Below are 18,713 nucleotides of genomic sequence, written 5' to 3' on the forward strand. Positions count from 1 at the left end.
GATCGGATAAGAGAAAGCCCGGCCTAGGCCGGGCTTTTTTGTGCCTGAAAAACGGATATAAAAAAGCCAGCGCAGCGCTGGCCTTTCTGTATTTGTGTTGGCCTGAATATCAGAAGATATCTTCAGTAGCGCCGCCGTTGCCGCTTTGTGAGCTGCCGGCTTGTGCAGCCATCTCGGTTGGCGCATCGTCTTCGCGGAAGTACTCAAACAACGCGCCCTTCTGGCCAGGATTGGCCAGCAAGCCGGTTTTCGGATCGATCTTCACGCTGACGATTCCTTCCGGTGGCAGAGGGGCGCTCTCCGGTTGGTCTTTCAGCGCGACGCGCATGTAGTCGATCCAGATCGGTAGCGCAGCAGTGCCGCCAAATTCCCGGCGTCCGAGGGTTTCCGGTTGGTCGAAACCCACCCATACCGTGGTCGTCAGGTTGCGGTTGAAGCCGGAGAACCACGCGTCCTTCTGGTCGTTCGTTGTCCCTGTCTTACCTGCCAAATCGTTACGCTGGAGCACCAGTGCGCGGCGGCCGGTACCGCGTTTAATCACATCCTGCATCATGTTGTAGATCAGGTAGGCGGATTGCTCATCCACCTTGCGCTCAGCCAGAGGTAAGTTAGTCACCTGCAGGCCCTGTGGAATCACCGCAGGTGGCTGCTCCGGATCGACGTACTGACAGTTTTTACAGATAGTAGCCGGTTTGGCTTCGAAGATTACATTACCTTCGCTGTCTTCAATGCGCTGGATAAAGTAAGGTTCGATGCCATAACCGCCGTTTGCGAGGGTGGCATAGCCCCGTACAACCTGTAGAGGGGTCATGTCTGCACTGCCCAGTGACAGAGACAGGTTGTGTGGCAGTTTGTCTTTAGCGAAGCCGAAGTTTTCCAGGTACTGTACTGTGTTACTTACGCCGATCTGGCGCAGTATTCGAATCGATACCAGGTTACGGGACTTATACAGGGCTTCGCGCAGGCGGGTTGGGCCATAGAACTTTTTGCTGTAGTTTTCCGGCCGCCAGTTGGCTTCCAGCTGGTCATCATGGAAGACCACCGGGGCGTCGTTGATCAGTGTGGCCGGTGTAAAGCCGTTGGCAAGCGCGGCGGTGTAGATAAACGGTTTGATGTTGGAGCCCGGCTGGCGGATCGCCTGGGTCACACGGTTGAACTTGTTGTGGTGGAAGTTAAACCCACCCACCAGTGACACAATGGCGCCATCGTTTGGATTTACCGAGATCAGGCCACCCTGTACTTCTGGGATCTGGGTCAGGTGCCACACCTGTTGCGGCTGTTCCGTGTCGGTGGGTTTTTTCTTGTCCTTTTCGGCTTCGGCGGTGCGAAGCTGAATGCGTACCACATCACCCACATTAAATGCGTCGGCAGCTTTTTTTAGTGTGCTGCCCATGCGGTTGGCCGACTTGTATTCGCGCGCCCAGTTGATCTGGTCCCAGTTTAAGGTTGCGCGTTCGCCGCTCTTGCGCAGCACTTCGATGCTTTTCTCCTGCAGAGCAACGACAACGGCCGGTTCGATGTCACTGACATTGCCGATCTTGACCAGGGTTTTCAGCAGTTGTTCTTCGTCCTGAAGCTCAGCGTCGGTGAACTGTTTTTCCGGGCCACGGTAGCCGTGACGTTCAGTGTAGGACAGCAGTCCCGTCTGCAATGCCGCGTTGGCGGTAGCCTGTAGGTCGGACTTGACCGTGGTGAAAACGCGATAGCCTTCGGTATACAGGTCGTCGCCGTATTTCTCATACAGGTCGCTGCGCACCATCTCGGCGATGTACTGCGCATCCACTTCAATATCCGCGCCGTGACGCTTTGCAGTCAGCTCTTCGGCACGTGCTTCCTCATATTCCTGGTCGTTAATCAGGCTCAGGCTGTGCATACGACCGAGGATCCAGTTGCGACGGGTGAGGGCTCGATCCGGGTTGGAGATCGGGTTGTTGGCAGATGGAGCTTTGGGCAAACCTGCAATCATTGCCAGCTGGGCAATGGACAGTTGGTCCAGATTCTCACCGTAATAAGTGTTGGCTGCCGCCTGAATGCCGTAGGAGCGGTGCCCCAGGTAAATCTTGTTGACGTAAAGCTCGAAAATATCTTCTTTGCTCAATTCCTGCTCGATGCGCAGGGCCAACAGAATTTCGCGGAATTTACGGGTAAAGGTACGTTCACGGGTCAGAAAGAAGTTCTTAGCCAGCTGCATGGTGATGGTAGAGCCACCACTTTTGATGCTGCCGGTTGTTGCCAGTTGTACAGCGGCGCGAGCGAGACCCTTGATATCAATCCCCATATGCTCGAAAAAGCGGCTGTCTTCGGCTGCCAGTAGGGCGTTTACAAACTGAGGCGGAATCTGGTCGTAGGTGACGGGTGTGCGCTTCTTCTCGCCGTATTCGGCGATCAGCTTTTCATCAGCACTGTAAATACGCAAGGGAGTCTGAAATTTAACATCGCGCAGAGTGCTAACCTCTGGCAGGTCGGCAGAGAAATGCTTATAGGCAAGAAAGCCCGCTGCAGCGCCGATGATGACGCCTACAAAGCCGAGGATTGCCAGGTACTTAAACAGTTTTTTTATCACGCGCATGCTACTGTGGTTTCAAGAAATTGCGTTGTCTGCCGCTTATTATACTGGTACAGGTTGATCACTCTACCGACATTTTGATTTATTTCAGTCAAATTGCATTTAACTGCGATTGAAATGGAAGGTTCGCTGATCTTTCGTATTTCAGAAGTTATGCTACGCTTTCATACGCTTGTTTGCCTGCGGCGGCGCCACAGGCAGTAACTGTTGGCATCATTGTGATCCGAAACGAATCGTTCAGTTCAATAAATTCTGGCAAGGATAAGGATTGACCTAGTGTTTGCTCTTTTTGGAAAAAAAGATTCCGGTCTGATCGGGGTGGATATCGGGTCCTCCTCCGTCAAGCTGGTCGCCCTTACAAATCATTCCGGTCAGTTTACACTGGACGGTTATGCCATAGTACCGGTCCCACCGGCGGCGGTCATTGACGGGAACGTGCAGGACGTGGGGCAGGTCTCCGATGCAGTAGAGCGTGCTGCCAAGGTGGCAGGTACATCATTGAAAAGCGTGGTTGTAGCGGTTCCTTCTTCCGCCGTTATTACCAAAAACCTCGCCATTAGCGACTCCTTTTCGGAGATCGAACTTGAAGAGCAGGTTAAGCTCGAAGCCGATCAGTTTATCCCTTACCCGCTGGATGAAGTGGCGATTGACTTCGAGGTAAAAGGTGCCTCTCAACACAACCCCGACTTTAACGATATTCTGGTGGTCGCCTGTCGGCGCAGTGATGTGGAGCTGCGCGAAGATGCGGTCACCGGTGCCGGCTTGACGTGTGAAGTGGTGGATGTGGATACCTACGCGGTGGAGCGTGCGTTTGCCCAACTGGAAGCCGGTGCAGAACCGCCCGAAAGCGACGAGTTGGTTGGGATCGTTGATATCGGTGCGGCAACCCTGACGTTGAATGTGTTCCGAAACGGCCAGATCGTTTACAACCGCGAGCAGGCGTTTGGCGGTAACGAACTCACCAACGGTATTCACCAGCACTTCGGTATCCCGTTGGGTGAGGTGGAGCAGAAACTGCGTCAGGGCGAGTTGAACGCTGAAATCCAGCAGCTGTTTGTACTGCCGTTTCGCGGCACCATCGCGCTGCAGGTATCCCGCGCGCTGCAGTTCTTCTACTCCTCCGGTGTACACAGCGAATTGAGCCGTCTATACCTGACCGGAGGCACTGCGGCCATCAAGGAATTGGCGCAGCAGATTGAGCAGGAGATTGGAGTCACGACGCTGACGGCCGATCCATTTCAACAGATGAAGATTAACAGCAAGATCAGTCGCGAGCGTTTGTCCGCAGATGCTTCATCGCTGGTCAAAGCCTGCGGTCTGGCAATGCGACCGGTTGAGGGTTAAGTAATGGCACTGATTAACCTTAGGCCCTGGCGTGAAGCGCGCAAAGCGGCGCAACAGAAACAGTTTGTAACCAACGTCGCGGGCGCGGCAATTTTTGCGGCCGTGGTGGTTTTGGGTATCGGATATTACGTGGATATGCAGACTGAACGCCAGAATGTGCGTAATAAGTATCTGCAGTCCGAGATTGCCAAGCTGGATATTCTGCGCAAGGAGATCCAGGAGCTGGACACCAAACGAGCCCGCCTGCTAGACCGACTGCAGGCGATCCATGAATTGCAGGGCAATCGCCCGGTAATCGTGCGCAACTTTGATGAACTGGTCAGGGTCCTGCCGGACGGTATCCACTACACCTCGCTGACGCGTCGAGAGAGCATGGTGAGCGTAACCGGGCTGGCGGAGGACAACACCGAAGTATCTACTCTGATGCGTAAACTGGATCAGTCCGACTGGTTTGGTGAGCCGAACCTGAGCCAGGTAGACAGTCAGGATGGCATGAAAAACTTTCGTCTTACCGTACATCTTGAGAAGCCAGGGGCTGAGGAGGCTGAACAGTGAATCGGGACAGCCTGAAAAACGCCTTTAAAGGCTTTGATCCAAACAATCTGGACCTGGCAACCGCGGGCAGTTGGCCGATCGGTGTCAAAATCATTACCTACCTGATTGTGTTTGCAGCGATCACCGCTGCTGGGTTCCACTTTTATGTAACCGACAAAAACAACCAGCTTGAGCGTGCTCAGCGCAAAGAGTCGGAACTGAAACAGATGTACGCCATGAAGGCGCGTGACGTTGCGAACCTTGATGCGCTGCGTAAGCAGATGGCGGACGTGGAAGAACGCTTTGCTGAAATGTTGCGTCAGTTGCCGACTCAGAACGAGGTGCCGGGGTTGCTGGATGATATTACCCGGATAGGTCGTGAAAGCGGGTTGGATATCGATCTGATCGAATTGCAGCCTGAGAAAAAGAATAAGTTCTATATCGAACTGCCGATCAAGATTACGGTGGGGGGAACCTACCACCAGATGGGGCAGTTTGTGAGTGGGGTGGCCGCGATTCCTCGTATCGTAACCCTGCACGACTATAAGATTGTCCCAGCGGAGAACGGGCGGCTGACGATGAACATCAGCGCACGCACCTACCGCTACGATGATACTCAATAGGTGGATGCAGTATGTTGATTAGGATATTCACTGTCGCGATTTTGAGTATGCTGGCCTCCGGCTGTATGGTCTGGGTGGAAGATAAGAGCGATCTGGAGCGCTTTGTTAATAAAGAGCGCGCCCGTCCGGCGGGTCGCATAGAGCCGCTACCGGAATATAAACCCTACGAAAGCTTCGTTTATGAAGGGGCCAGCCTGCGAGAGCCATTTGTAGCCCTGCAGCCTATGCAGGCGGTGGGCACATTGACGGAAGAGAAAACAGAAGAGAAAAATTCCTTGAAACCGGACAGTGACCGTGTGAAGGGGTATCTCGAAGAGTTTTCTCTGGATGATCTGGTCATGGTGGGTACGATCAGTCGCCGCGGTAAAACTACGCTCTGGGCACTGGTAAGAGATACCGAGAGGGCGGTGCACCGAGTGAGCGTAGGGGACTACATGGGCTTGGATCACGGTCAAATTGTATCGATAGATGAACGAAAAATTGAGTTAGTGGAGATTGTCTCCAACGGGCGTGGCGGATGGATGAAACGCCCTCGCGTAGTTGCTTTGGATGAGCGTGGATCAGTAGCGAAGAAGAGATAAAGGATCAGGTTGTGGCTAGGTTAATTGTTGAAAATCGGATGCTGAAAAGCGGTTACAGCCTGCTGGCTGGGTTCTTGCTGTCGCTGCTGATGCTCTGCATCGCACCGCTCGCTTCGGCGGAGATGCTGCTGAAAGACGCCAAGTTTGTTGCATTACCGGGAAAAAAGGTGGAGTTGCGCTTCGATTTTGATGCCCCGCCACCGCTGCCGAAAAGTTACCAGATCGATCAACCGGCACGTATCGTGATGGACCTGTTTGGTGTGACCAGCGATCTGGAAAACAAGAATCTGACGGTTGCTACCGGTGTTTTAGACAGTGTCAGCTTCGCTCAGGTTGAAGGCCGCCTGCGTATCGTGGCCAGTCTTTACGAGTCGACGGGCTACCGTGCTTTTACCGACCAGAACAGCCTGTTTGTTGTGATTGGTGAAGGGGATGCGACGGTCACCGAAAAGCGCAAACCAAGCAAGCTGGAGCAGGCGAAACTGGCCGCAAAGCCGAATCAGCCGCTGGAGCCTGAATCCACCCGTATTACCGGTATAGACTTCAAGCGTGTTGAAGAGGGGATGGGGCGTGTGGTAATCAGCCTGTCCGATGATAAGGCCGGTGTGGATATCCAGGAAGAGGGCAACAACGTTGTGGTGAACCTCTTGGGTGCCAGCCTGTCCCGTGCCCTGGAGCAGCGCGTGGACGTGCAGGACTTTGCCACGCCGGTGATGTTTATAGACTCCATGGGGGCCGGTGAAAACACTACGGTGCTGGTGAAGCCAGGGGCAGAACCCTACAACTACCTGGCGTATCAGACCGGGACTCAATTGGTACTGGATTTCAAACCGGAGACCAGTGAGGAGGCGGAAGAGCGTAAGAAAGAACTGTTTCCATACAGTGGAGAGCCGATAGACCTGAACTTCCAGGATGTTGAACTGCGCTCAGTGTTACAGATCATAGCTGAAGTGGCTGAGCTGAACCTGGTGGTCAGCGACGAGGTGGATGGCAATATCACTTTGCGCCTGAAGAATGTTCCATGGGATCAGGCACTGGACATTGTGCTGCGCACCGAAGGTCTGGATAAGCGTATCCTCGGTAATGTGCTGCTGGTTGCCAAGGCGGAAGAAATCGCCAAACGTGAAGAGCAGGAGCTTGAAAACAGCAAGAAAATCGAAGAGCTGGCGCCACTGCAGACCCAGTACATTCAGGTGGATTTCCGAAAAGCATCGGACATGAAAACCCACTTGGAAGATGCCAAGTTGATCACGCCTGAGCGTGGCTTTGTAATGGCGGACGATGAGACCAACGTCCTGATGGTGCGTGATACCGAGAAGGCTTTGCAGGAGATTCGTAAGACCCTGCGTAAGTTTGACGTCGAAGTGGAGCAGGTGTTGATCGAGGCGCGTCTGGTGACCGCTCGCTCTTCCGTCACTAAGGACTTAGGGGTGAAATGGGGCTTCGGTTACGACAACAACGATGACAACGGCTTTAAGTTGAGTAGTGATATCGGCAACGTGGTGAGTGGCGGCGCGGTAGGGCCCACAGCAGGTAACCTGATGGTTGACCTGGGGGCTACCGTGACCAATCCGTCTTCTATCGCAATTGGTATTAAGCCCGGCAGTAGCTCGCTGCTGGCTCTGGAGCTGTCGGCGCTGCAGAGTGACGGTCAGGCAGAGATCATCTCCCAGCCGAAGATTGTGACCATGAACGGTAAAACGGCAAGCATCGAATCCGGTCGCGAGATTGCTTATCAGACCGTAGAAGATGGGGAGGTCAAAATTGAATTCAAGGATGTCGTGCTGCGTTTGGAAGTGACTCCGCGCATCAATCCTGGTGACCGAATCGCCATGGATTTGTTGATCAAGCAGGACTCTCTGGGTGAGACCACCTTCAATGGCCAGATCACTATTGATAACAACGAACTGGAGACGGCCGTGGTGGTCCCGGACGGTCAAACTATTGTCTTGGGAGGCGTGTTCCAGAACACCACCTCCGAGGTTGTAAATAAAACTCCGTTGTTGGGTGACCTGCCGGTACTTGGCAATCTTTTCAAGAACAAAGAGAATACAGGGGTAAAAACGGAACTCCTGATCTTTATTACGCCAAAATTGATTCGGGAGTCCCTGACCATCAACTAACGGGCTGACCGAATTGAATATCTTTCTAGTGGGGCCTATGGGTGCAGGTAAAAGCACCATAGGCCGTTTGCTTTCCCAGGAACTGAAAATGACCTATATCGATTCCGATCGCGAGATTGAGGAGCGCGCAGGCGCTGATATCCCGTGGATCTTCGATGTTGAGGGTGAAGACGGTTTCCGGGATCGTGAAGAAGCCGTGATCGGCGAACTGTGTCAGCGCGATAATATCGTGTTGGCCACTGGTGGTGGTGCCGTGCAGCGTGATGCAAACCGTGCCCACCTGCAGGGCGGGGGGTATGTGGTTTATCTTTATACCTCGGTTGAGCAGCAGCTGGAGCGCACCGCGCGGGACAAAAACCGTCCGCTGCTGCAAACAGAGAACCCTAAGCAGGTGCTCACCGATCTGCTGGCGCGACGCGATCCGTTGTATCGCGACGTATGTGACCTGCTGGTGCGTACCGACAAGCGCCATCCCCGTTCCGTTGTGACCGAAATTATCCGAAATTACCAGCAGCGCGTATAAGCGCTGCCCTATCGAGCCAATCCCACCTATGAGCGAAGCTATGAAAACACTGAACGTTGATCTTGGTGATCGAAGCTACCCGATCTTTATCGGCGAAGGCTTGCTGGACCAGGGCCTGATGCGCGAGCATATCCGCGGCAAGCAGGTGATGATCGTCTCCAACGAAACGGTGGCTCCGCTTTATCTGGAACGTCTGCAGGCGAGCCTGGGCGACGGATATCAGGTGGATACGGTTATTCTGCCCGACGGTGAACAGTACAAAAATCTGGATCAGATCAATACCATCTTTGATCAACTGTTAACCTGCCGCCATAACCGCACAACAACTCTGATTGCGCTGGGCGGCGGTGTAATTGGCGACATGACCGGTTTTGCGGCGGCGTGTTACCAGCGTGGCGTGGATTTTGTGCAGGTGCCGACAACGCTGCTGTCCCAGGTGGACTCCTCCGTGGGCGGTAAGACCGGTGTGAACCATCCGCAGGGCAAAAACATGATTGGCGCTTTTCATCAGCCGCGCTGTGTGGTGATTGATACCACGGTGCTGAATACCCTGCCTGAACGTGAGCTGGCAGCGGGCCTGGCTGAGGTGATCAAGTATGGCCTGATCTATGACGCGGAATTCCTGAGCTGGCTGGAAGCCAACATGGATGCGCTGAATAGCCGTGCACCGCAGGAGTTGATCCAGGCGATCTTCCGTTCATGTGAGGTGAAGGCAGAAGTGGTGGCACAGGATGAGAAAGAGTCTGGTATCCGTGCGCTTCTTAATCTGGGACACACCTTTGGGCACGCGATTGAAGCACACCAAGGCTACGGCCAGTGGTTACACGGCGAAGCGGTGGGGGCCGGTACTATGATGGCGACCGACCTGTCACACCGCCTGGGGTGGATCCCTCAAGCGGATGTCGACCGCGTGCGTATGATTTTGGAAGCGGCCAAGTTGCCGGTGATTGCTCCGGACAACATGAGCGAAGACGACTTCAAAAACCTGATGGCTGTGGATAAAAAGGTGATTGATGGCCAGTTGCGCCTGGTGTTGCTCAAGCAACTGGGCGAAGCAGTGGTTACGGCTGACTTCCCGGCGGCGCTGTTGGAAGAAACGCTGGCCGCTGGTGAACAGTTGGGTCGCTCTGACAACGCCTGAGGATCAATTTAGTGAGTGACGGACAATCCGTAATGACCACGCTAAGCAACACCGCGTATTATGAGCCGGAGTCGCGCCTGCAACTGGTCGATAAAGTCCGTCACCTGATCCGCTTTTCCGATTTCCTTCTGCTGCTGACTGGCGAAAACGGTGTGGGTAAAACCACCCTGCTGAAGCAGATCTCTCCCTCAACCGCTGATAACAGTGTTCATGCCTGTCTGATATCGGTGCTGGATGGCCTGTCATTGGGCACCTTGTTGTCTGGCTTGTTGGCCCAGTTGCCGAGCCACGGTAATTTTATCGACAACGATCAGGGTAAGCTTGAAGCGCTGAACGAACAGATCAAGGTGACCCGTGATCATGGCCAACGCCTGCTGATCATGGTGGACGATGCGGATCGCTTGTCCGACGAAGCCTTGGACCTGCTGATCAACCTGCAGCTGGCGCATGATAACAACGATGGCACCGCCCCTCAGTTGTTGCTGGTGGGGCAGCCGGAGCTGGCTGAACGTCTGGAAAACAGCCGCTGGCTGGACGCACTGGCGGGGCGTTACCATCAGTTGCCGCTGGAACCTTTTGCCGATGAAGAGATGAAGGAGTTTGTCCTGCAGGCGGTGCCGGGTGCGCGCATGATGTCCGAAAAAGATATCAATGCGATGGTTAAGCGTTCCGGGGGCTTTCCGGGGCATTTGAGCGGCGGTGCTCCCGCGAAGGCTAAACCGACAAAGAAACCAAAAGCGCAAAAAACCGACAAGGCTCCAAAGACGTTGCCGCCCGCGGCACAGGAGGCGCCTGGCGGACGTCGGGCGTTTCCACTCCCGCCATTGCATATGGGCGGCATAGCGCTTCTGTTGATTATGATCACCATTGCTGCAGCCTGGACCTTCGCCCCGGATGAGGCGCCAATCGTAACAGTTGATGCGGGCAGCAAACGGGTTAAAGTACCGCTTCATCTCTCTGTTCCCGGGCAGTCTAAAACGCTTGAGGTGTCTGAGCTGGATAAGCGTCTGGCTGAGCAGGAGGTGCGTCTGACGCAGGAGCCCGTCGCACCGGTTGCGGTTGCGCCGACACTGAATCCGGAGCCGGTGCTCACCGTTCAGGAAGCGGAGCCTCAGGCCGAGGTGCGGGCGGAAAGCAAGGTTGCAACGCCACCACAACAGCCTGAACCAGAGTTTGTATCAGTTATGGCTCAGTCGGAAATAGACACGCCAGCGTCTCTCAACGTGAAGGGCGGAGTGGTTGCTGACACTCCGGTTGAACCCGCCAGCGCGAAGGCGGAACGACCAAGAGAGCCAAAACCTGGTAAGCCGATTGTCGTAACACCGAAGGGTGTTACCCAGGAGAAACCAGCAGCGCAGACAGTGATAGTGTCAGCCGCTATAGAAGAGAAGACACCTGGACCGGAATCGGTTGCGATTACCGCCCCAAAACCGGCTGCGGCAACAATGCCGAAGGTTGTGGATCGCTCCGAGCCAGTACAAAAGCCGCTAGAGAAAGCGCCGGTAAAGCCTGAAAAACAGGCCGACGTTGCGTTGTCCGAAGGTCAGGTGCCGCGCAGTGCCCGAATTCTTGCCGATGAGAAGTTGCTGCTGGCCGAACCGGCGGGCAATTATACTCTGCAGTTACTGGGTGCGCGTGAGAAATCCAGCACTGAGCGTTTTGTGAGAACATACGCAGATCAGGACGGTTTGCGGGTCTTTGCCACCCTTTTTAAAGGTAAGCCGTGGTACGTAGTTGTGTACGGCTCTTATGCTGATCGAAAACAGGCGACAAATGCGGTTTCAGGTCTCCCTCAGGGTCTTAAAAAGCTGCGTCCATGGGCACGAAGCATGAAAGGTATCCATAGCGACATCCGCAAACGTTAGTCCTTTATAAACAATCACTTGCCTCTTTTTCGGGATGGTTTTCAGGGCCATTTCGAGCCCTCCTGCTTGTCTAAAATTTGTTCTTCTAGAGCTTCGTGTGTAAAATGGCTTCCCCTTTTTGTCTGCACTGCGCAACTGCAGCATAAGGGGCATTACGTAAGATATTGATTATAAAGAATTTTGAGTGAGGGCTTATGAGCAAGGGTCTTTATCGCCCCGGCGAGTTTAAGGATAACTGTGGCTTTGGCCTTATGGCACATATGCAGGGCCAGCCTAGCCACGATCTGCTGGAAAAAGCGATTGAAGCACTGGCCTGCATGACTCACCGAGGCGGTATCGCTGCTGACGGTAAGACAGGTGACGGTTGTGGCCTGTTGATGCAGAAACCTGACGGTTTCCTGCGCACCGTAGCAAAAGAAGAGCTGAATACCGAACTGGGTGAGCAGTACGCTGTAGGCATGGTTTTCCTGCCACGAGACGCCGCGTCCGCTCAGGCAGCTCGCGATGCTGTAAATGCAGCGCTGGAAGCTGAAGGTCTGGGAGTAACAGGTTGGCGTGTGGTTCCAACTGATGATAGTTGTCTGGGGCCTATCGCCAAAGACACCTTGCCTCAGATTGAGCAGGTATTTATCGCAGACGGTGGCAAAACCGAGCGCGAATTTGGTATTAGCCTGTATGTCGCTCGTCGTAAGGCCGAGATCGCAATGTCTGCCGACGAAGATTTCTACATTGCCAGTCTTTCCGACAAGGTCATCTCCTACAAAGGCCTGACCATGCCGGTTGACCTGCCAGTGTTCTTCAAAGATCTGGCAGACCCACGCCTGGAAACCGCGGTGTGTACGTATCACCAGCGTTTCTCTACCAACACGGCACCGCGCTGGCCGCTGGCTCAGCCGTTCCGCTTCCTGGCGCACAACGGTGAGATCAACACGGTTGAAGGTAACCGTAACTGGGCGAAAGCGCGTGCGAGCAAGTTCAAGACCGAGCTGCTGCCAAATCTGGATGAACTGCAGCCGATCGTAAACACCACCGGTTCCGACTCCTCCTCCATGGACAACATGCTGGAGTTCCTGCTGGTCGGTGGCGTGGATATCTACCGTGCGGTACGTATGATCGTGCCACCGGCATGGCAGAACGTAGATACCATGGATTCCGAACTGCGTGCATTCTACGACTACAACTCCATGCACATGGAGCCGTGGGACGGCCCTGCCGGTATGGTAATGACCGACGGTCGATACGCCGTATGTATGCTTGACCGCAACGGGCTGCGTCCATCCCGCTGGGTGATGACCAAGCAGGGTTACATCTGTACCGCATCTGAGATCGGTGTGTTCGATTACCAGCCAGAAGATATTGTGGCACAGGGCCGTGTAGGTCCAGGCCAGATCCTGGCAATCGATACGTCCAGCGGTGAAGTACTGCACACCGAAGATGTGGACAACCGCCTGAAGAAGGCACAGCCATACAAGAAATGGCTGAAAGAAAATGCCATGCGTCTGGAACAGACCATGAACCTGACTGAGGAGTCCCGCTCCTTCCGTGATATGTCTCCGGAAGAAGTGAAGACCCACATGAAGATGTTCCAGGTGACTTTCGAAGAGCGCGACCAGGTCCTGCGTCCACTGGGTGAAACCGGTATGGAAGCGGTAGGTTCCATGGGTGACGACAAGCCGATGGCGGTTCTGTCCAGCCGTGTGCGTTCCGTTTACGACTACTTCCGTCAGCAGTTCGCGCAGGTAACCAACCCGCCGATCGACCCGCTGCGTGAAGCGATCGTAATGTCTCTGGAAACCTGTATCGGTGCCGAGCAGAACGTCTTCGAAGAGACGCCGCAGCATGCTCGTCGTGTGATTCTGACCACGCCAGTGCTGTCTGCAAGCAAGTTCCGTCGTCTGCGTGACAACGATGTTGAAGGGTTCGACGTTGAGATCATCGATCTGAACTACAATCCGAACGACACTACTCTGGAAGACGCGATCGTTGCGATCGCGGATAAAGCCGAGCAGGCTGTCCGCAACGGCAAAGTTATCCTGGTGCTGTCCGACTCCGCAATCGCCCGTGACTGCCTACCAGTACACGCTGCGATGGCAACCGGTGCGGTACACCACCGTCTGGTAGAGAAAGGTCTGCGTTGTGATTCCAACATCGTTGTTGAGTCCGGCACTGTGCGTGACCCTCACCACTTCGCTGTCCTGTTCGGTTTCGGTGCGACCGCGGTGTATCCGTACCTGGCGTACCGCGTTCTGAACGACCTGTGCGCAAGCGGCGAACTGCCGATGGAACCGCTGGATTCCCACGAGAACTACCGTAAAGGTATCAACAAAGGCCTGATGAAGATCCTGTCCAAGATGGGTATCTCCACTATCGCCTCTTACCGTGGTGCACAGTTGTTCGAAGCGATTGGTCTGAGCAGCGAGATCGTTGATCTCTGCTTCAAGGGCGTAACCAGCCGCATCGAAGGCGCGCGCTTTGAAGACTTCCAGTACGAGCAGGGTCTGCTGGCGCAAGAAGCCTGGACTGCGCGTAAGCCGATTCAGGCCGGCGGTCTGCTGAAGTACAAGCACGACGGTGAATACCACGCCTACAACCCGGACGTGGTACGTACCATCCACGAAGCGGTTGAGTCCGGTAACTACGCGGTCTACCAGAAGTATGCTGATCTGGTGAACAAGCGTGGTGTTGCCACTATCCGTGACCTGCTGTCTCTGCGTAAAAACGTTAAGTCCATCTCCGTCGATGACGTAGAACCTGTTGAGAACATCTTCAAGCGCTTCGATTCTGCTGCGATGTCTCTGGGCGCACTGTCGCCGGAAGCGCACGAAGCGCTGGCGGTAGCGATGAACGAACTGGGTGGCCGCTCCAACTCCGGTGAAGGTGGTGAAGACGAAGCCCGTCACGGCACCATGAAGCGTTCCAAGATCAAGCAGGTAGCATCCGGTCGTTTCGGTGTAACCCCTGAGTATCTGGTTAACGCCGAAGTTATGCAGATCAAAGTCGCCCAGGGCGCGAAGCCGGGTGAAGGTGGTCAGCTGCCGGGTGGTAAGGTCAACAACCTGATCGCACGCCTGCGTTACTCCGTACCGGGCGTGACCCTGATCTCGCCGCCGCCGCACCACGATATCTACTCTATCGAGGACCTGGCGCAGCTGATCTTCGACCTGAAACAGGTTAACCCTGAAGGTCTGGTATCCGTGAAACTGGTATCCCGTCCGGGTGTTGGCACCATCGCGTGTGGTGTGGCTAAAGCCTATGCGGACCTGATCACCATCTCCGGTTACGACGGCGGTACTGCGGCATCCCCGCTGACCTCTATCCACTATGCCGGTTCCCCATGGGAGCTGGGTCTGTCCGATGCACACCAGTCCCTGCGTGGTAACCATCTGCGTGGCAGTGTCCGTCTGCAGACAGACGGCGGTCTTAAGACCGGTCTGGATGTGGTGAAGGGCGCGATTCTGGGTGCGGAAAGCTTTGGCTTCGGTACCATGCCGATGGTGGCGCTGGGTTGTAAATACCTGCGTATCTGTCACCTGAACAACTGCGCGACCGGTGTTGCAACCCAGAACGAGAAACTGCGTGAAGACTACTTCCGCGGTACCGTTGAGATGGTTAAGAACTTCTTCCGCTTTGTGGCAGAAGAGGCGCGTCAGTGGATGGCGCAGCTGGGTGTTCGCTCCATGGAAGAGCTGGTGGGCCGTGTTGACCTGCTGGAGATCCTGGATGGCGAAACCAATAAACAGAAGAACCTGGACCTGACCCCGATCGTTTCCGACGGTGGTGTGCCTGCGGAATACCCGCAGACCTGTCAGGTTGAGCGTAACGAACCATACGATCCGGCAACCCTGAACCAGCAGATGCTGGAGCTGACTCAGGTGGCGATCGAAGGCAAACAGGGCGGCGAGTGGTCTCTGACCATCACAAACTGTGACCGTTCTGTAGGTGCGCGTACCTCCGGTGCCATTGCGAAAGCACACGGTAACCAGGGGATGGCGGACCAGCCGATCACCTTCAAGTTCAAAGGGCATGCAGGTCAGTCCTTCGGTGTGTGGAACGCCGGTGGTCAAAGCCTGTACCTGGAAGGTGACGCCAACGACTACGTTGGTAAAGGCATGGCGGGCGGTAAGATTGTCCTGCGTCCATTTGACGAGGTGACTTACAAGTCCAACGAAACCTCAATTATGGGTAATACCTGTCTGTACGGTGCAACCGGCGGTAAGCTGTTTGCGGCGGGCTGTGCCGGTGAGCGATTTGCAGTACGTAACTCCGGTGTCCACGCGGTCATCGAAGGTGCCGGCGACCACTGCTGTGAATACATGACCGGCGGTCTGGTCACCGTACTGGGTCCAACAGGCTACAACTTCGGTGCAGGTATGACCGGTGGTTTCGCCTACGTACTGGATCAGGAAAATACCTTTGTGGATAACTACAACCACGAGCTGGTTGAGATCCACCGCGTCCATACCGAACAGATGGAAGCGTACAAGAACCACCTGCGCTCTGTGATCATCGAGTTTGTCAGAGAGACGGGCAGCGCCTGGGGTCAGGAGATCCTGGATAACTTCGACGACTTTATCGGTCGTTTCTGGCTGGTTAAACCAAAGGCGGCAAGCCTGGGTGACCTGCTGGACAACATGCGCAGCCGTCCTGAATAAACAGATTCGGGCGTTTTAATTAACAGGTGAAAGAGCAACGAGCGCCTGCCGCGGCAGGCGCCCAAATGAGGTGGGAACATGACTCAACGTTTGCAGAACGATTTCCAGTTCCTCGATGTGTCCCGAGAAGGACCGAGCAAGATTGAGGCGGACGTTCGTAAAAAGGAATTTGCCGAGATCTACGAACCGTTCAAAAAAGAAGATGCGGCTGAGCAGTCGCACCGCTGCTTGGAGTGCGGTAACCCGTATTGCTCCTGGAAGTGTCCGGTTCACAACCATATTCCGAACTGGCTGAAGCTGGTTTCCGAAGGCAACATCATTGAAGCGGCTAACCTGAGCCACCAGACTAACTCGCTGCCGGAAGTCTGTGGCCGTGTTTGTCCACAGGACCGTCTGTGTGAAGACGCGTGCACTCTGAATGATGGCTTCGGTGCCGTAACCATCGGTTCGGTCGAGAAGTACATCACCGACACCGCCTTTGCGATGGGCTGGCGTCCGGATATGTCTCACGTACCTGAGACTGACAAGAAAGTCGCGATCATCGGTGCAGGCCCTGCGGGTCTGGGCTGTGCTGACATCCTGGTACGCAACGGCGTTAAACCGGTTGTCTTCGATCGTAACCCTGAGATCGGTGGTCTGCTGACCTTCGGTATTCCAGAATTCAAACTGGAAAAGAACGTGATGACCCGTCGTCGCGAAGTGTTCGAAGAGATGGGCGTCGAGTTCCGTCTGGGCACTGAAGTGGGCAAAGATGTGACCATGCAGGACCTGATCGACCAGTACGATGCAGTGTTCTTAGGGATGGGTACCTACACCTACATGAAAGGCGGCTTCCCAGGTGAAGATCTGGACGGCGTGTTTGATGCGCTGCCATTCCTGATCTCCAACGTGAACAACTGTCTGGGTTACCCACAGGACGAAAACGGCTTCGTGGATATGAAAGGGAAGAAGGTTGTGGTTCTGGGTGGTGGTGACACCGCAATGGACTGTAACCGTACCTCGATCCGTCAGGGGGCTGAATCCGTAATCTGTGCCTACCGTCGTGACGAAGCGAACATGCCGGGCTCCAAGCGTGAAGTGGAAAACGCACGCGAAGAGGGTGTGCAGTTCATGTTTAACCGTCAGCCGGTTGAGGTTGTCGGTGAAAACGGCAAAGTGACCGGTATCAAGGTGGTATCCACCAAGATGGGTGAGCCGGATGAAAACGGCCGTCGCCGTGCGGAAGTGGTGCCAGGTTCTGAAGAGATCCTGCCTGCGGATGCAATCCTGGTGGCGTTTGGTTTCCGTCCAAGCCCGGCGCCTTGGTTTGCTGACTTCGGTATCGATCTGCACGAAGACGGTCGCGTAAAAGCACCGGAAGCGTCCCAATTCGCTTTCCAGACCAGCAACCCGAAAGTATTCGCCGGTGGCGATATGGTACGTGGTTCCGATCTGGTGGTAACCGCGATTGCTGAAGGCCGTAAGGCGGCCGAAGGGATCATGGATTACCTGGAAGTCTGATCCGGAACGACACTGAAAAGGGCCGCTTAGAGCGGCCTTTTTTGTAGTTTGCGATTTGTGTATACGTTCTTTGATCTGCTTCAGAAACCAATGCGCAAGTTGCAGCGCAATTCCTGCGCGAACTGAGTAGAATAGGCGCATTCGAATTACTTAACTGTTGGTATGGCTGAAAAAATGGCTGAATTGAAAAACGATCGTTTTCTGCGAGCGCTGCTGGGTGAGCCGGTAGACGTAACCCCGGTTTGGATGATGCGTCAGGCCGGACGTTATCTACCTGAGTACCGCGCAACCCGCGCCCAGGCGGGTGACTTCCTGAGTCTGTGTAAAAACAACGAACTGGCGTGCGAAGTCACCATTCAGCCGCTGGAGCGTTACGAGCTGGACGCTGCGATTCTGTTTTCCGACATTTTGACCATACCTGATGCGATGGGCCTGGGCCTGTACTTCGAGACCGGCGAAGGTCCGCGCTTCAAGAAGATCATCCGTACCGAACAGGACGTCGCTGATCTGCCGGTACCGAACGCTGCTAGCGATCTGGACTACGTGATGGGTGCCGTAAAAACCATCCGTCGTGAACTGAATGGCCGCGTGCCGCTGATCGGTTTCTCCGGCAGCCCCTGGACGCTGGCGACCTACATGGTTGAGGGTGGTTCCAGCAAGGATTTCCGTCATATCAAGCAGATGATGTACGCGACGCCTGAAATCCTGCATGAACTGCTGAACAAGCTGGCACAGTCCGTCACCGACTACCTGAACGAGCAGATCCGTTGTGGTGCGCAGGCGGTGCAGATTTTCGATACCTGGGGTGGCGCGCTGAGCGGTCCGATGTACCGTGAGTTCTCCCTGAAATACATGGAGCAGATCGTATCCGGTCTGATCCGTGAGCACGATGGTCGTAAAGTACCGGTGATCCTGTTCACCAAGAACGGTGGCCAGTGGCTGGAGCACATCGCAGATGCCGGTGCTGATGCGCTGGGTCTGGACTGGACCACCGACATCGGCAATGCACGTGCACGTGTTGGCGACCGCGTGGCCCTGCAGGGCAATATGGACCCAAGCGTGCTGTATGCACCGGAAGCCCGTATCCGTGAAGAGGTCGAGACCATCCTGGCCTCCTACGGCAGCGGCAGCGGCCACGTATTTAACCTGGGCCACGGTATCCACCAGTTCGTGGATCCGGCAGCGCCGAAAGTGTTCGTGGATGCGGTTCACGAGCTAAGCGCCAAATATCACCAGGCGTAAATTAAATAACAGTAAAAAT

Annotated in this window: 12 protein-coding genes; 11 read left to right on the top strand and 1 reads right to left on the bottom strand. The window is 54.9% G+C overall.

The features are described from left to right. Positions 1-109 precede the first annotated feature (109 nt). The gene (locus QKW35_RS09910; RefSeq protein ID WP_282352734.1) at positions 110-2,569 is read right to left on the bottom strand and encodes a penicillin-binding protein 1A; all 2,460 of its coding nucleotides are present in this window, start codon (positions 2,567-2,569) and stop codon (positions 110-112) included. Positions 2,570-2,842: 273 nt separating this feature from the next. Here QKW35_RS09910 and pilM point away from each other — a divergent pair, with 273 nt between their 5' ends. The 11 genes from pilM (at position 2,843) to hemE (ending at position 18,694) form a co-directional block, all read left to right on the top strand. After that, entirely contained in the window at positions 2,843-3,910 is a 1,068-nt protein-coding gene (gene pilM / locus QKW35_RS09915) for a type IV pilus assembly protein PilM (RefSeq protein ID WP_282352735.1), read from the top strand. A 3-nt stretch (positions 3,911-3,913) separates the two neighbouring features. Further along, positions 3,914-4,465: a PilN domain-containing protein gene (locus tag QKW35_RS09920; RefSeq protein ID WP_282352736.1), complete on the top strand. Its 552-nt coding sequence runs from the start codon at positions 3,914-3,916 to the stop codon at positions 4,463-4,465. Then, positions 4,462-5,067 (top strand): type IV pilus inner membrane component PilO, encoded by a 606-nt coding sequence (locus tag QKW35_RS09925; RefSeq protein WP_282352737.1) that lies wholly within the window; start codon positions 4,462-4,464, stop codon positions 5,065-5,067. The genes QKW35_RS09920 and QKW35_RS09925 overlap by 4 nt, the downstream gene beginning before the upstream one ends. A gap of 11 nt (positions 5,068-5,078) precedes the next feature. Continuing rightward, positions 5,079-5,648 (top strand): pilus assembly protein PilP, encoded by a 570-nt coding sequence (locus tag QKW35_RS09930; protein ID WP_282352739.1) that lies wholly within the window; start codon positions 5,079-5,081, stop codon positions 5,646-5,648. A gap of 11 nt (positions 5,649-5,659) precedes the next feature. Next, complete coding sequence (locus QKW35_RS09935) at positions 5,660-7,771, top strand: type IV pilus secretin PilQ (RefSeq protein ID WP_282352740.1); 2,112 nt, start codon at positions 5,660-5,662, stop codon at positions 7,769-7,771. Positions 7,772-7,775: 4 nt separating this feature from the next. Next, entirely contained in the window at positions 7,776-8,294 is a 519-nt protein-coding gene (gene aroK, locus QKW35_RS09940) for a shikimate kinase AroK (RefSeq protein WP_282352835.1), read from the top strand. A gap of 40 nt (positions 8,295-8,334) precedes the next feature. Next, a complete protein-coding gene (gene aroB / locus QKW35_RS09945; protein ID WP_282352741.1) occupies positions 8,335-9,435 on the top strand; it encodes a 3-dehydroquinate synthase in 1,101 nt (366 codons plus the stop codon). A gap of 11 nt (positions 9,436-9,446) precedes the next feature. Continuing rightward, the gene (locus QKW35_RS09950) at positions 9,447-11,300 is read left to right on the top strand and encodes an AAA family ATPase (RefSeq protein WP_282352742.1); all 1,854 of its coding nucleotides are present in this window, start codon (positions 9,447-9,449) and stop codon (positions 11,298-11,300) included. Between the two features lie 194 nt (positions 11,301-11,494). Continuing rightward, positions 11,495-15,952 carry a glutamate synthase large subunit gene (gene gltB / locus QKW35_RS09955; RefSeq protein ID WP_282352743.1) on the top strand — a complete coding sequence of 1,486 codons (4,458 nt, stop codon included), beginning with the start codon at positions 11,495-11,497 and terminating at the stop codon, positions 15,950-15,952. Between the two features lie 78 nt (positions 15,953-16,030). Continuing rightward, complete coding sequence (locus QKW35_RS09960) at positions 16,031-17,452, top strand: FAD-dependent oxidoreductase (RefSeq protein ID WP_282352744.1); 1,422 nt, start codon at positions 16,031-16,033, stop codon at positions 17,450-17,452. A gap of 174 nt (positions 17,453-17,626) precedes the next feature. After that, the gene (gene hemE / locus QKW35_RS09965) at positions 17,627-18,694 is read left to right on the top strand and encodes a uroporphyrinogen decarboxylase (protein ID WP_282352745.1); all 1,068 of its coding nucleotides are present in this window, start codon (positions 17,627-17,629) and stop codon (positions 18,692-18,694) included. The last annotated feature ends 19 nt before the right edge of the window (positions 18,695-18,713 follow it).

Source organism: Pontibacterium granulatum (assembly GCF_029961155.1).
In the GTDB taxonomy this organism is placed as follows: Bacteria; Pseudomonadota; Gammaproteobacteria; order Pseudomonadales; family Balneatricaceae; genus Pontibacterium; species Pontibacterium granulatum.